General features: G+C 69.3%; 11 protein-coding genes and 1 pseudogene. 5 read left to right on the top strand and 7 right to left on the bottom strand.

Annotated elements, in window-relative coordinates; all coding sequences use genetic code 11:
- Positions 1–259, bottom strand: a pseudogene (locus BMZ47_RS15440) (sugar transferase); the annotation flags it as partial.
- A gap of 853 nt (positions 260–1,112) precedes the next feature.
- On the opposite strand from BMZ47_RS15440, the gene BMZ47_RS15435 reads away from it, so the two are divergent.
- Positions 1,113–1,781, top strand: coding sequence for a collagen-like protein (locus BMZ47_RS15435; protein ID WP_244536832.1), 669 nt, complete (start codon positions 1,113–1,115; stop codon positions 1,779–1,781).
- Between the two features lie 72 nt (positions 1,782–1,853).
- Here the strand turns inward: BMZ47_RS15435 and BMZ47_RS15430 are convergent, their stop codons facing one another.
- Together BMZ47_RS15430 and BMZ47_RS15425 are read right to left on the bottom strand one after the other, a co-directional pair.
- Positions 1,854–2,312, bottom strand: a complete 459-nt coding sequence (locus tag BMZ47_RS15430) for a nucleoside deaminase (RefSeq protein WP_091863287.1) — start codon at positions 2,310–2,312, stop codon at positions 1,854–1,856.
- A 51-nt stretch (positions 2,313–2,363) separates the two neighbouring features.
- Positions 2,364–3,431, bottom strand: a complete 1,068-nt coding sequence (locus BMZ47_RS15425) for a spore photoproduct lyase family protein (protein WP_091863286.1) — start codon at positions 3,429–3,431, stop codon at positions 2,364–2,366.
- Between the two features lie 182 nt (positions 3,432–3,613).
- Between BMZ47_RS15425 and BMZ47_RS15420 the strand changes: the two genes are divergently transcribed.
- Together BMZ47_RS15420 and BMZ47_RS15415 are read left to right on the top strand one after the other, a co-directional pair.
- Positions 3,614–5,641 (top strand): putative bifunctional diguanylate cyclase/phosphodiesterase, encoded by a 2,028-nt coding sequence (locus BMZ47_RS15420; protein WP_244536828.1) that lies wholly within the window; start codon positions 3,614–3,616, stop codon positions 5,639–5,641.
- Positions 5,642–6,016: 375 nt separating this feature from the next.
- The gene (locus BMZ47_RS15415) at positions 6,017–7,069 is read left to right on the top strand and encodes an acyltransferase family protein (RefSeq protein ID WP_091863285.1); all 1,053 of its coding nucleotides are present in this window, start codon (positions 6,017–6,019) and stop codon (positions 7,067–7,069) included.
- Here the strand turns inward: BMZ47_RS15415 and BMZ47_RS15410 are convergent.
- From BMZ47_RS15410 to BMZ47_RS15400, 3 genes are read right to left on the bottom strand one after another with little or no spacing between them, the layout of a single operon-like run.
- Entirely contained in the window at positions 7,061–8,539 is a 1,479-nt protein-coding gene (locus tag BMZ47_RS15410; RefSeq protein WP_091863284.1) for a flavin-containing monooxygenase, read from the bottom strand. The genes BMZ47_RS15415 and BMZ47_RS15410 overlap by 9 nt on opposite strands.
- Positions 8,536–9,444: an alpha/beta hydrolase gene (locus BMZ47_RS15405; protein WP_091863283.1), complete on the bottom strand. Its 909-nt coding sequence runs from the start codon at positions 9,442–9,444 to the stop codon at positions 8,536–8,538. The genes BMZ47_RS15410 and BMZ47_RS15405 overlap by 4 nt, the downstream gene beginning before the upstream one ends.
- A gap of 2 nt (positions 9,445–9,446) precedes the next feature.
- Positions 9,447–10,298, bottom strand: a complete 852-nt coding sequence (locus BMZ47_RS15400; protein WP_091863282.1) for an SDR family NAD(P)-dependent oxidoreductase — start codon at positions 10,296–10,298, stop codon at positions 9,447–9,449.
- Positions 10,299–10,400: 102 nt separating this feature from the next.
- Between BMZ47_RS15400 and BMZ47_RS15395 the strand changes: the two genes are divergently transcribed.
- Complete coding sequence (locus BMZ47_RS15395; RefSeq protein WP_091863281.1) at positions 10,401–11,042, top strand: TetR/AcrR family transcriptional regulator; 642 nt, start codon at positions 10,401–10,403, stop codon at positions 11,040–11,042.
- 57 nt (positions 11,043–11,099) lie between these two features.
- On the top strand, positions 11,100–12,347 hold the full coding sequence (locus BMZ47_RS15390) for a NupC/NupG family nucleoside CNT transporter (RefSeq protein WP_091863280.1): 1,248 nt from the start codon (positions 11,100–11,102) through the stop codon (positions 12,345–12,347).
- Positions 12,348–12,359: 12 nt separating this feature from the next.
- On the opposite strand, the gene BMZ47_RS15385 is transcribed toward BMZ47_RS15390, so the two are convergent.
- Positions 12,360–13,334 (bottom strand): NAD-dependent epimerase/dehydratase family protein, encoded by a 975-nt coding sequence (locus tag BMZ47_RS15385; protein WP_091863279.1) that lies wholly within the window; start codon positions 13,332–13,334, stop codon positions 12,360–12,362.
- Positions 13,335–13,451: the final 117 nt, after the last annotated feature.

Here is a 13,451-nt window from a genome sequence, read left to right as displayed (position 1 = left end):
GCCCGTCCCGGCCGAGCCGGGTGTGCCGGAAGATCGGCGCCTTGCGGTCGCCGGCCCAGACCAGGGCGGCGATCAGCAGCATCAGCGGCAGCAGCAGGAACAGCGCGGTCGCCGCGACCCCGATGTCGAGACCGCGCTTGGCCGCCCAGTCCAGCCGAAGCCCCCGGGCCACGAACGGCGTCTCCGGCAGAACCGCCTCCGCCACGGCCTCCGCAGCCTCGCTCACCTGATCCGCAATCTGATCGGCCACATCGGACATCTCAACCCTATGGTGCGGCGCAGAGGCGCCCGTGGATGTGGGGGATTCGGCATGACCCTGCATGGTCTCAGATCCTCGTTTGAGGCCAATGGCGGGTGGTTAATGATTAGTTAGTGCCGGGCTTATAGACGCCAATTAAGGGGCTGACAAGGCGGCGGCTATTTTATTTACCCTGCCTAAACAGGTTAGCTTTGTAAAAAAGTGCATATTGAACGGGGATTAAGCCGCCATAGGCGGGGTTGTCGCGCAAACCTCACGTTCAGTAGTTGATACTGAATCCCCGGCGCAGTCCGTCCGAAACAACGGACCGGACAACAACTTACGCAGCATTCGATTGTGCGCCGCACAAGCGGAATCCGCACAGGCTGCTGGCGGCCTCGAAGCGTGGCCGTGCTGGGTCGGGCGCTCATGGTGCAGCGCCGAACCCCCAAACGAACAACCTGCCAAAACCGTTGCATCGCGAAGGAACAGAAATTCGCGACCCGGCCCGGCGCGCGTCGGACAGCCCTCTTGCGGGGCGCGCTGGACAGGGCTGAGCGCCGCAGCGCCCCAAAAAGGGGCCGTTCCAGCAGCGGAGCAAGTGCCGACGACGCCCGTATGGCGTGACAGATCGGCGTACCGCCCTGTGCGCGACCGCACCCGGATCGGCTGTACCGGTCGGACGAAAGTGCGAGCCTTCGACCATATGGCGCATGTCAGCCATGCGAATACCGAATTCGGGCGTGTAGCTCGCTAAAACGTCGCTTTTCACACCGAACTTAAGCCGCGTTATTGCGAATCCGCAAAGGCGCGGCATGTTGCCGATATGAAGAACGCGGGACCCGCCATGTGTCTATCGCTCCGGTACGGGAGCGTGTTTCCGGTCTTTGCGGCGCTGATCGTCTGTATCGCGCCGGCCAAGGCCGATATGCGCATCGATGCCGCCAAGATCACGGCCGGCGACCTGTGGGTTCTGGGCAATACCGGAGAGCCGGACACCGACATCACGCTCGACGGCCGGTTCCCGCAGCGCACCGACAGCCGGGGCGCCTTCGAGTTTCACGTGGTCTATCATCCGGCCACCTGCATCGCGACGCTGCGCACCCCCAAACAGGTGCGCAGCGTCGTCGTGGGCGAATGCGGCCAGCAGGCGCCGGGGCTTCCCGGACCGCCCGGGCCGCGCGGCGAGGCCGGGACCCGGGGCGAGCCCGGTCCTCAGGGGGCGATGGGACCGCCTGGCCCCCCGGGTGCCGAGGGCCCGGTCGGCCCGCCCGGTGAGCGCGGTCCGCCGGGACCGGAGGGTCCCGTGGGCAGCGCCGGGCCGGCAGGTCCGCCCGGACCACGCGGCCCGCAAGGTGTGCCCGGACCGATCGGGAAGGCGGCGCCCCCGAGCCTCGCCGTCAAAGCCAAGCCCTCGCCGACCCGGACGGGCTCGGTGGCCAAACCCCGCGCGACTCCCCCGCTGCGGGAACCGGCACCGGGCACCGACGATACGGCGCCGTCGGACCCCGGAGCGGGAGTTTCCGCGGATGATCGCTACTAGCGTCCGTTACGGGGCGTGCCGGTCCGCGGAGACTCCGAGACGCCGCCTTGCAAAAACCCCTTCCGACAGGCCTCAGGCCTCGCGCCGCGCCCGCCACGCGGCGTAGGGCGCCGCGCCCGCGGGGCGGATCTGGCTGAGGCGCATCGGCTGCTCGTCCAGGGGGCGGCACAGCTCCGCATAGATCGCCGCGCTGCCGGCCCCGTGCTCCTCGGCTTCCTCGGCCGAGAAGGCGAAGTAGCCCTCGCGGAAGCCCGCGAGCCGCATCGCCGCATGGCACATCGGGCAGGGGCGGCCGCTCGCATACATCACGCAATCGGAGAGGTCGCGGCTGGCCAGAACCTGGCTGGCCTCGCGCAGCGCCACCATCTCCGCATGGGCGCTCGGGTCGTTGGTGGCGTGCACCGTGTTCGCGGCCCGGACCAGCACGGCCCCGTCGCGCACGATGACCGCGCCGTAGGGCGAGCCGCCGGCCCGGACATTCGCCTCGGCGAGCGCGACCGCCTCGCGGATATAGGCTTCGTGCTCGGACATCCCTGCGCCTTTCCCTGAACCCGCGCCCCAACGCGCCGTCGGCCCGGGAGTTCAGAAGGCGTAGCGCACGGTGCAGTACGGCAGGGTCTCGGCCAGCAGGGCCTTGAACCGGGCGAGCCATTTCCCCTTCCAGCCGGTCCGGTAGCGCAGGTTGGTGCCGCCGCCCTCCGAGACCTTCGCCTCCTGGATGTCCGGCCGCCACAGCAGGTCCTCGGCCTTGGGGTGCCAGCCGAGATTGACGTCGTGCAGGCCCGCATTGTGGGTCAGCATGATGATCTCGCATTTGAGCTGGGCCTTGGCGGCGTCCGAGAGCGTGTCGTCGATCTCGGCAAACAGCGCGCGCCAATCCGCCTCCCAACCCTCGTAGAGGATCACCGGCGAGAAATTGGCGTGGACCTCGTAGCCCGCGGCGACGAAATCGCTGATCGCGGCGATCCGCTCCGGGATCGGGCTCGTGCGCACATCGACGATCTTGGCGATCCGGGCGGGCATCAGAGAGAACCGGATCCGCGTCTTGGCCTGCGGGTCGTAGGCGAGGAGGTCGCGGTTGACCGCCTTGGTGGCGAAGGAGGCCTTGGCGTTCGGCAGGGTGCGGAAGCGCTCGACCAGGGTGCGCACGCCGGTGCTCACCGCCGCATCGACGGAGAGGTCGCCGTTCTCGCCGATATCGTAGATCCAGTAGGCCGGGTCGATCGTGTCGGGCTCCGGCAGGGGACCCTGGCGGTCGGCATGCCGGGCGATCGCCGCGCAGGCCTGGTCCATATTCACGAACAGCGAGATCGGGTTCGAGAAGCCCTTGCGCCGCGGCACGTAGCAATAGGCGCAGGCCATGGCGCAGCCGTTCGAGGTCGAGGGCGCGATGAAATGGGCGCTGCGGCCGTTGGGGCGCATGGTCAGGCCCTTCTTCACCCCGAGCACCAGGGTGGAGCGCTTGATGCGCACCCAATCCTCCACCGAGCCCGCGTTGCCGTGAAGCGCCGGGATGTTCCAGTGCGACGGGACCGGGATCCGCTCGGCGTCGGGAAAGCGCGCCAGGATCTCGTGCCCGATCGGGAACGCGCCGACATCGGGCTCGTGATAGATCGTCCGGATGTCGAGGAGGTCGCTGGTGAGGGCCATGGCGGATCCGGGGCCCGGCGGCGGCCCGGGATCGGATATGGCGCGGCGTGGCGGCACCGGAATGGCTTGCGACGCAGGGCCCCAAGTCCACAGACCGTGTCGGTCGATTCAACCGATCAACACGTTCAACACTCTCTTACGACTCTGGGTGGATAATCCGTGCGCCTCGGATTGGACGCACGATGACGCTTCACGACCTGGAGGGGCGCGCTCCTGGGCTGGCGGCCCCTGGTGCGACGTCCGATGATCCGGATCGCCGGCCGCAGGCGCTTGTCCGTCGGGATCAGCTCGAGGCCGTACGGCGCAGCGTCCTCACCGCCATTCCGGTCAACATGCTGCTGGGGCTCGCCAGCGTGCTGGTGGCGTTCCAGGCGGGCAACGGCCGCGCCGGGCTGATCTGGTACGCGGCCTCGACCGGCGCCAACCTCCTGCGCATCGGCCTGTGCAGGACCGCCTGTCCGGGGCTCGCCCTGACCGCCGCGATGCCCCCCGACATGGCCCAGGAGGCCGCGCGCTCGCTCGATGGGCATCTGCGCGCCTGCACCCTGGCGGCGCTGCTGTCGGGGCTCGTCTGGGCCTTTCAGCCGCTGCTCTGCGCGGGCTACACCTCCGCCCAGACCCTGTTCTACCTCACCATCACCTGCGGCATCACCGCCGGCGCGGTCACGCACGGCACCGCCTATGCCCGGATCCCGGTCTGCTTCATCCTGCTGCCGCTGCTGTCGGTGGCCTATTGCCTGTTCGCCGCCGACGGGTTCGACCAGAGCTGCCTGGCGCTCTGCGTGCTGCTCTATCTGGCCGCCCTGTCGCGGTCGGCGTTTCAGAGCGAGGCGGGTTTTCGCGAGGCGAGCCGGCTGAAGAACGAGGCCACCGCGCTGGCCCGCTCCCGGGCGGACGCGCAGGCCAGCGCCAACGCGCTCATCGAGGAGATGCGCTGGCGCGCGACCCATGACGACCTGACCGGCCTGCTCAATCGCGCCGGCTTCATCCAGCAGGCCGAGGCTCACCGGAACGCCGGGACCGCCTGCCTGCTGCTCCTCGACCTCGACGGCTTCAAATCGGTCAACGACGTCTACGGCCACCAGACCGGCGACCGGGTGCTGGTCGAGGTGGCCCGCCGGCTGCGGACCACCCTCCCGCCGGGTGGCCTGGCCGCCCGGCTCGGCGGCGACGAGTTCGCGGTGCTCTACGATCCCTCGGCGACCGGCGTGACCTACGCGGCCCTGGCCGCCGGCCTCATCGCCGCCATCGCCCAGCCCTTCGACGGGTTCGACGAGGGGCGGGTCGGGGTCAGCATCGGCATTCACGCCGAGCCCGAGCCCAGCCTGATGGAGATGCTGAGCTGCGCCGACGAGGCGCTGTACGCGTCGAAGGCGGTCGGGCGGAACCGCTTCCGCCTGTTCGACGCAGGCTTGCGCAGCTGCCTGGAGATGCGGCGCGACCTGGAGCGCGACCTCTCGCACGCGCTGGTCGAGAACGCCCTCGAGGTCTGGTTCCAGCCGATCTACGCCCTCGATGCCCGAACCCTGGTCGGGCTGGAGGCGCTGGTGCGCTGGCGCCATCCGCGCCTCGGCTGGATCTCGCCGCCCGAACTGATCGCCGCGGCCACGACGGCGGGGCTGACCGAATCGCTCCTGCGCTTCATCCTCGATCGGGTCTGCCGGATGATGCAGATCCTGCGTGCCCGGGGTCTCGGCGCCGTCCGCGTTGCCATGAACGTGTCGCCCCGGGAGATGGCGCAGATCCCGGTGGACGAGATCGTGATCGAGCGCCTCGTCACCCTGGGCCTGCCGGCCGAGATGCTGGAGATCGAGATCACCGAGGAGACCGCCCTCGATCTCGGCGCGGTGCAGGGCAAGCTGCAGGCCATCTCGCGCGCGGGTATCCGGGTGGCGCTCGACGATTTCGGGATCGGCTATTCGTCGCTGTCCTCGCTGCGCCAGCTGCGGGCCGACCGGATCAAGATCGACCGGAACTTCGTCACCGGGCTCAGCGCCTCCGACGACAAGCGCGGGCTGGTCCTGGCCGTTCTGGGCCTCGGCACGCTGCTCGGGCTCGAGGTGGTGGCCGAGGGCGTGGAGACGCAGGAGGATCTGCAGATGCTGCAATCCATGGGCTGCCCGTTCCTGCAGGGCTATCATCTCGGGCGACCCAGCCCAGTCCAGGATCTCGAAGCCGTCCTGTTCGCCCAGCAGCCGCAGGCGGCCTGAGGCGGGCGGGTCGGAACGCCTGGCGGACGCCGCCGGCGCGACCGGTGCGGCGCTGCCTTCCGAGACCAACGCCACGCCGAGGTGCCTCCTCGCGGTCGTCGAGTCGTGGAAGGGGCCGCAACCTCCTGGGGAGGTCCTGATCTCACACCACGTCGCCGAAGCGGCGCGATCGCTGTGTGCGCGTCAAAGCCGTGCCGGAACAACTGAAGAGCGTATCCTATTCATCAACACAACCGGTAGGCGCGTCTGCATGCAGAGGGTCGTCGCTGTCTAAAGATGCGACATTTTAACAGAATTCACAGCGTAAATTACTTGACACAGCCCTGACTTGATTGCTTAAGAAGATTAATATTTTATTACTTAGAGTTCTATGTCATGGCCTCTGAGGTGCGATATGAGGTCCTCGACGGGCTCAGAGGAGCCGCTGCAGTCGGGGTCATGATCTTTCATTTCTCCATCATCGGGCTCCCGCTCGCACCGCATGGCTATCTGGCGGTCGATTTCTTCTTCGTCCTGAGCGGCTTCGTCCTATCCCACGCTTACGCCGCGCGGCTCGACGCGATGCCGCTGGTCGATTTCATGCGGCTGAGGCTGATCCGGATGCTTCCGCTCAGCGTGCTCGGGCTGTCCATCGGAAGCTTATATTTCCTAGTTAGATTTTATACTCAGAATCATTCGCAATACAGCGTGTTCGATATCGTCGGCGGAACGGTGTTCAACACGGCCCTGCTGCCGAAGCCGTGGTCAAGCCCGGCTCCGACGGATACGATCTTCACGACGAATACGCCGCTATGGTCATTGTCGCTCGAGATCCTGATGAACCTCGTCTGGGCGGCGTTCTTTTATAAGGCGCGGTCCTGGATCTTGCTGATTGTTGCGGTCGTATCCGCTGTCGCCATCTACGCTTTCGCACTCGAGAATGGCTCGGCCGATCTCGGCGCGACGTGGCCCACCTATCCGGGCGGTCTCGCCCGGGCGGGATTCGGCTTCTTCATCGGTGTCGTTCTGTGGCGATACCGGCCTGAGCCCGACAAGGGGGGCTTTCTGCCGGAGATTGCGGCGGTGCTGCTCATCGCCGTTCTGTTCGTTCCGGATGTCGGCCCGTTATTCGATGTGTTTGCGATCCTCTTTCTGCTGCCCGCGATCATCTATCTCGCGGCCGGCTCGGATTATCGCAAGGAACGGGCGCTGTTTCGGGCCGCGGGCGGGTTGTCCTATCCCCTGTATGCCATCCATGTCCCGATGCTGCACTTCATGGTCGGCTCGGTGAAGATCCTCCACATGGAGAATCGTCCGGTCTTCGTCGCCGTGATCGCCGCGCTTCTCTGCACCGGGACCGCCTACGCGCTGGATCGGTTGTATGATCGCCCGATACGCAGGGTGTTGACGCGGGCCTTGGCCCCCGACCGCCCGCGACCTTCAACCTAGCCGGTAATCCGCCATCCGCGCCCGCCGCGCGCTGCGGCGGTAGGCCATCACCGAGTCGGGCCACAGGGTCGTGTTGCGGCCTTGGGCATCGAGGTACCAGCTGCGGCAGCCGCCGGCCTGCCAGATGCTGTCGGCCAGCCGGGTCCGGATCCGATCGAGGAACCGGGCCTGCGCCTCTGGGCGGACCTCGATCGCCCGGGCGCCGCCGCGCAGTGCCGCCAGGCAATCGAGGACATGCCGCACCTGGATCTCGATCATCGCGATGATCGAGTTGTGCCCGAGCCCGGTATTGGGTCCGAGCAGCATGAAATAGTTCGGGAATCCCGCGACCGTGATGCCCTGATAGGCGCCCATCCCGTCGGACCAGGCCTCCGCGAGGCGCCGGCCGTCGCGACCGACGAGGTTCATCCGGGCGAAGCTGCCGGTGACGTCGAAGCCGGTGGCGTAGACGATCACGTCGAGAGCGTGCGCCCGGCCGTCCGCGGTGGTGACGCCGGCCTCCGTGATCCGGGCGATGTCGCCGGTCTCGAGGGTTACGTTCGGGCGCTGGAGGGCCGGGTAATATTCGTCGGAGATCAGGACGCGCTTGCAGCCGAGGCGATAGTTCGGCGTCAGTTTGGCCCGCAGGGCCCGGTCGGGCACCGCCTTGGCGAGGTGGTGGCGGGCCAGGCCCTCGGCCTGCTTGGTCAGTTTCGAGACTTTGGTGAAGCCGAAGAACGCACGCAGCTCGTGCAGCCAGAACAGGCGCGCCCGCTCAAGCCGCCGGAGGACCGGCAGGCGCCGGTAGCGCGCCTTGGTGGAATCCGCGATGGCGTGATCGTGCTTCGGCATGATCCAGGGCGGCGTCCGCTGGAACAGGGTCAGGTGGCCGGCGACCTTGGCGATCTCCGGCACGACCTGGATGGCACTCGCCCCGGTGCCGATCACCCCGACGCGCTTGCCCGCCAGGTCGACGGAATGGTCCCACGCCGCCGTGTGGAAAGCCGCACCCGCGAAGGCGTCCCGGCCGGGCAGGTCGGGATAGGCCGGATGGTGCAGGCCGCCCATGGCGGAGACGATCGCCCGGGCCGTGATCGGCCCGCGATCGGTCTCGACATGCCAGAGCGCGCGCGCCTCGTCCCAGGTCGCGCCGGAGAAGGCGGTGCCGAGCTGGATCAGGGGCATCAGCCCGTGGCGCTCGGCGGTCTCGCGCAGATAGGCCTGGATCTCCGGCTGGGGGGCATACATCCGCGTCCAGTCGGGCTTGGGGGCGAAGGAGAGAGAATAGAGGTGCGAGGGCACGTCGCAGGCCGCCCCCGGATAGGTGTTCTCGCGCCAGGTGCCGCCGATATCCGCGGCCTTCTCGATCACCCGCATCGGACCGATCCCGGCCTGCCGGCAGCGGATCGCCATGGCGAGGCCGGAGAAGCCGGCGCCGACGATCAGGACTTCCAGGGGCTCGGCGGCGGGCTCGGTCGCAGGGGCCTTCATCGCGGCGAACTCCCCGATCCGGCCGCGTTCTGCGGCGCGTGGGCCTTGAGGAAGGCGGCGGCCTCGCCGAGCGAGGTCCGCGCCTCCGGGAGCATATGGGCGGCGAACTGCCAGGCATGGGCCACGACCGGGAAGAGCTTCAGCTCGGTCACGACCCCGGCCGCCCGGGCCTTCTCGGCCATGCGGATCGAGTCGTCGCGCAGGACCTCGCGCTCGCCCACATGGAACAGCAGGGGCGGGTAGCCGGTCGGATCGGCGAAGATCGGCGAGATCCGCGGATCGGCCGGGTCGGCATCGCCGAGATACATCGTGCGGATCACCGCCAGCGCCCCGGGGTCGAACATCGCGTCCCGCCAGGCATTGGTGCGCCGCGATCCGTCCTCGGAGACGAAGTCGGTGGCCGGCGAGAACAGGGCGGCCGCCCAGGGCATCGGCAGGCCGCGGGCGCGCGCCTCGCCGATCAGCACCAGGGCCATGTTGGCGCCCGCGGACTCGCCGGCGACGCAGGCGGGACCCTCGGCGCTGAACGCCTGCCAGACCGCCATCACGTCCTCCACAGCGGCCGGGAACGGATGCTCGGGGGCGAGGCGGTAATCGGGGACGAAGAGCGTGAAGCCGCGATTGGCCAGCGCGCCGGTCACCGGCCGATGGGTGCGCGGCGAGCAGGCGATGAAGCCGCCGCCATGGATGTAGAGCATCCGCAGACCCGATCCGGATTTCGGCCGGACCCATTCCCCCCGCACCCCGCCCAACGTGCCGGGCTCGTAAGTGACGCCCTTCGGGTCGGGGAAGGCCGGCGCCTCGAAGATGCGGCGGAAGGCGGCCGCGTCCCGGGCCTTCGACAGGGGGCCGCGCACTTTGTTGCGGACCATCCAGGTGCCCAGATAGGCGCGTAGGCTCGCCATGCTCAGACCTTCCCGCCGGACAGGCGCACGATCGTCTTCCAGTAGCCCACCGGCATCAGGCGCTGGATCAGGGCCGCGCTGCGCGCATCCTTGCCGATCAGGATGCGCGGCTGGCGACGCTCGATCCCCTGGATGATCGTGGCCGCGGCTTCCTCGGGCGAGAGCGTCAGCAGCTTGCCGAACGCCTCGCGCGCCTTCTCGTCCTCCACCCGGGCGCGCTCGGCGGCCTCCGGGTCCGTGGGCGGGCGCGGGCTGCGGGCGCTGCGGGCGATGGCGGTGGCGACGCCGCCGGGATGGACCACCGTGACCCCGAGCCCGGTGCCGGCATATTCGTGCCGCAGGGCCTCGGTGAAGCCGCGCACGGCGAACTTGCTGGTCGCGTAGGCGACCTGGCCGGGCGGCGCGATCAGCCCGAACAGGCTCGACAGGTTGACGATCTGGGCCGCCGGCCGGGCACGCAGCATCGGCAGGAAGGCGTGGCACATCCGCACGACGGCGCGCAGGTTGATGTCCATCAGCCATTCGAAATCGTCGAGATGCGTCTCGTCGAACCGCCCGCCCAGCGCGACGCCGGCATTGTTGATCAGGACGTCGAGGCGGCCGAAGCGCGCCTCGGCCCAGTCCGGGAGCGTCTGGATGGCCTCGGCGTCGGTGAGGTCCAGGACCCGGGTCTCCACGGCGGCACCGGCCGCGCGGGCCTTGCCGGCGACGGCCTCGAGGCCCGCCGCATCCCGGTCCACCAGCAGGAGGCTGCAGCCCTTGGCCGCCAAGCTCTGCGCCAGGGCGGCGCCGATGCCGCTCGCCGCGCCGGTGAGGAGCACGACCGCGCCCGCGAGTTGGAGTTTCTGGGCCAAGCCTCACCTCCCGTTCCGCCGAGCTTGCCCGACGACGCCATGGGGATAGCCCCGGCCGCGCGGATTGTCTAGGGTGGATACCCTAGAGCGGATTCGGGGATCATGCTGACAGGCGACAGCCGCAGGGGGCGAGGGGGCGACGGCCCGGAACGGCCCACGGGGACGCGCGAAAAAATTCTCGCGCAGAGTCTGGCGCTGTTCAACGCCCGCGGCCTGGGCCGGGTGACCACGGCGGAGATCGCCGCGGCATCCGGGATCCGGGAAGGCAATCTGCAATATCATTTCCCGCGCAAGAGCGGCCTCGTGGAGGCGCTGTTCTCGGCCTTCGAGGTCGAGGCCGAGACGGTGGCCGGGCGCATGCCGGCCGACCCCGCCGCCCCGGAGGCGCTGCTCGCCTATCAGCGGGGCTGGTTCGACCTGATCTGGCGCTATCGCTGCATCTACCGGGACGGGATCGCCATGGTGGAGATCGCCCCGGCGCTGCGCCCGCGGGTCCATGCCCTGCGGGCGCGGACGCAGGCGCTCGCCCGCGGCGTGTTCGAGGCGGCGGTTCGGGCCGGGCGGCTGCGGATCGCGCCGGATGCCCTGGGGCGCCTGATCGACAACGCCTGGATCGTGTCGAGCCACTGGATGAGCCACCGGCTCCAGGGCAGCACCGAGCTGACCCAGGCCGATCTCGACTGGGGCTTCGCGCAGGTCAGCGACCTGTTCGCTCCCTACCTCGTGATGGACAACCCGGATTGACGGGCCGGTTGGCCCGAACCTTCCATCCGGCGGTCAAGCTCGGACCCGAAGGATGCGATGCCCGACCGCCTGATCCATGCCGGCCTCTCCATCCTGCTCCTGCTGGCGATCGCCGCCCTGTGCTCCAACAACCGCCGGGCGATCCGCCCCCGGGTCGTGCTCGCCGCCCTGGCGCTGCAGGTCGGGCTCGGTGCGCTGGTCCTGTTCCTGCCGGCCGGGCAGGCCGCGCTGAAGGCCGCCGCGGACGTCGTGGTGACGGGGCTCTCCTACGGTGACCGCGGCACCGCGTTCCTGTTCGGCGGGCTGGTCGAGCCGAAGATGTTCGAGCTGTTCGGCGGCTCGGGGTTCATCCTGGCCCTGCGGGTTCTGCCGCAGATCCTGTACGTCTCGGCGCTGATCGGAGTCCTGTACCATGTCGGCGTGATGCAGGTGCTCGCCCGGGGGCTCGGCGCGGTGCTCCGGCGGATCCTGGGCACCTCGCCGATCGAATCCTTCTCCGCGGTGATCACCATCGCCATCGGCCAGAGCGAGATCGCGGTGGCGTTGCGCCCGTTCCTGCCGCTGCTCACCGGGGCGGAGCTGTTCGCCGTGATGGCGAGCGGCGCCTCCTCCACCGCTGGGTCGATCCTGGCGGGTTACGCGGCGCTCGGCGTGCCGATGACCTACCTGCTGGCGGCCTCCGTGATGGCGATCCCCGGGGGCCTGCTCTACGCCAAGATGCTGATGCCCTCGGTCGAGCCGACCCGGATCGCCACCACCCGGGTGGAGTTCGGCGAGATCCGGGCGGCCAACATCATCGAGGCGGCCGCCGACGGCACGCAGAAGGGCCTCGCGGTCGCGGTCTCGGTCGGCGCGATGCTGATCGCCTTCGTGGGCCTCATCGCCCTCGCGAACGGGATCGTCGGCTATGTCGGGGGGCTCGCCGGTTACCCGGCGGCCTCGATCGAGGGCGTGCTCGGCTGGGCGCTCGCGCCGCTCGCCTGGCTGCTCGGCGTGCCCTGGGAGAACGCGGCGCTGGTCGGCGGCGCGATCGGCCAGAAGATCGCCTTCAACGAGTTCCTCGCCTACGCCAACCTGTCGCCGACCCTGAAGGCCGAGACCCTCGACCCGCGTTCCCAGGCGATCGTCTGCTTCGCCCTGTGCGGCTTCGCCAACTTCGCCTCGATCGCGATCCAGCTCGCGAGCTTCTCCAGCCTGGTCCCCGAGCGCCGCGCCGAGGTCGCCCGCTACGGGCTGCGCGCGATCCTGGCCGGGACCCTGGCGAACCTCACGAGCGCGGCGATCGCCGGGATGTTCGTGGCCTGAGGGGCGGGGGCGTCAGCGGCCGAAGGCGTAGCGTTCCAGCCCGACCTCTTTCGGAGACAGGTAGGTCGGGTCGTGCGCGAAGGGCAGGGCGCGCCCGTCCCGCAACGCCTCCAGGATCTCGGCGAATCCGGTCCGGCAGCGGAAGTCGAGCACCGTCTCGGCGAGACGCGAATCGTAGACCCGGCCGATGCTGGCCGGCAGCGTCCAGCCTCTCCGGGCGTAGAGTTCCGCGGCGTCGGGGAAGTGACGCGCGATGACGGATGCGGCGTCCCGCTTGAGGTCTCCTGCCTCGGCGCGGTCGAACGGTGTCGGCGCGGAGAGGAGGAACAGGCCGAACCCGATCTCGGGCGCCCGCAGCAGCGCCGCGACGTGCCCCTCGGCGGCGTCCTCGACGGTCAGGCGCCGGTTCAGGAACTCGTTGGCCTTGAGGTTCTCGCCGGACAGCACCCGGTGCGTGTCGTCCTCCTCCGGGAAGAACCGGGCGGTGCGCAGGACCACGCAGGCCAGCCCGTACTCCGCGGCGTAGAGGCGGCACAGGCCTTCGGCCGCGAGCTTGGTCACCCCGTAGATGTTGCGCGGCGCCAGCGGCCCGCTGGTCTCGTCCAGCCAGATTGCGGCCTCGCCGGCCTCGTCGCGGATCGCCTGGCTGATCATCAGCGAGGTCGTAGAGGTGAACACGAAACGGTCGTTGCCGGCTGAGACCGCCGCCTCGAGCAGGTTCAGCGTTCCCGTGACGTTGCTGTCGATGAAGGCCTGCGCCGGGTAGCGCACGATGTCGGGCTTATGCAGGGCGCCGGCATGGATCACGGCCTCGATCCCGCGATCGAACGCCCGGCTGACGGTGCCGCGATCCGCGACGGAGCCGACCAGATCGGTCTCGGGCCCGGGGGCTACGTCGAGGCCGGTCACCCGATGGCCGAGGGCGCGCAGGCGCGGGGCGAGGAACCGGCCGAGCCAGCCGGAGGAACCGGTGAGCAGGACGTGCATGGCCCGACCCTTGGGGACCGGCGCTCCCGCTTCGGGGATCGCCGGGACATGTGGAAGCATCCGGCAAGGCTTCCGCCGTTAGCGACCGCCCGGGATGAGACCGCGCGAAGAAATCCG

The organism is Methylobacterium brachiatum (assembly GCF_900113845.1).
Classification (GTDB): domain Bacteria; phylum Pseudomonadota; class Alphaproteobacteria; order Rhizobiales; family Beijerinckiaceae; genus Methylobacterium; species Methylobacterium brachiatum.
This window is presented reverse-complemented; position numbering and strand designations above follow the sequence as displayed.